The organism is Cereibacter changlensis JA139, from assembly GCF_003034985.1.
Lineage (GTDB): Bacteria > Pseudomonadota > Alphaproteobacteria > Rhodobacterales > Rhodobacteraceae > Cereibacter > Cereibacter changlensis.
Genome location: NZ_PZKG01000396.1, coordinates 1 through 723, shown reverse-complemented (window position 1 = coordinate 723; position 723 = coordinate 1). Strand labels below are relative to the sequence as shown.

General features: G+C 52.7%; 1 protein-coding gene. It reads right to left on the bottom strand.

What is annotated here, in order from left to right:
* Positions 1–723 (bottom strand): site-specific DNA-methyltransferase (locus C5F48_RS24315; RefSeq protein WP_146170778.1); only part of this gene is annotated, 723 nt, incomplete at both ends.

Genomic DNA, 723 nt, shown 5'->3' with positions numbered 1-723 from the left:
GCGGATAGCGTGGTCGATCCGCCCCTCGGCATCATAGACTGCTTGACCCAGACGGCAGAATCGGAAGCCGCCGCCGCCGGTCCAGCCCACATCCTTGGAGATGCCGCCTTTTTCGCCCGCAATGACCTTTTCCATACGGCGGGCGCAGTAAGTTCGAGCGTGATCTCCCATTTCGACACCTATCCAGCGTCGTTTCATCTTGTGGGCTACAGCTGCGGTAGTGCCCGATCCCAGAAATGAGTCGAGAACCAGATCATCTTCCTTCGTGCTGAGTGAAATAATGCGGTGCAGCAAAGTTTCGGGTTTTGGTGTCGCGAACACTTCTTCTCCCGGGAAAAGCGTTTTCAAATCTGTGCTGGCATTCTTATTGCTGCCGACCTCCTCATGTCCCCACCAAGTGTTTGCACGCAAACCGGTATCCATCTCTCGAAGGAACTTTTTTAACATCGGTCGACCGTCCCCTTTAAGTCCAAAGGTTATCCGTCCGTCCGCCAGCCAGCCTTCATAAACTTCCTGGTTGCAGCGCCAGTATCGGTTTTTCGGTGGTAGGAATTTTTTCCCTGTTGGTCCCTCAATTTCGAACTGTCCAGCAGAATAGAACTTCCCGGCAGACAAATTCTCCGCCTTCCAAGGACCTCGACAATCATCATCTGGATTCTTGAAGGTTCGCTTCTGATCTTCGGTGCGTTCTACCTTGGACAATTGAAGTGCCGCGGCATTTTT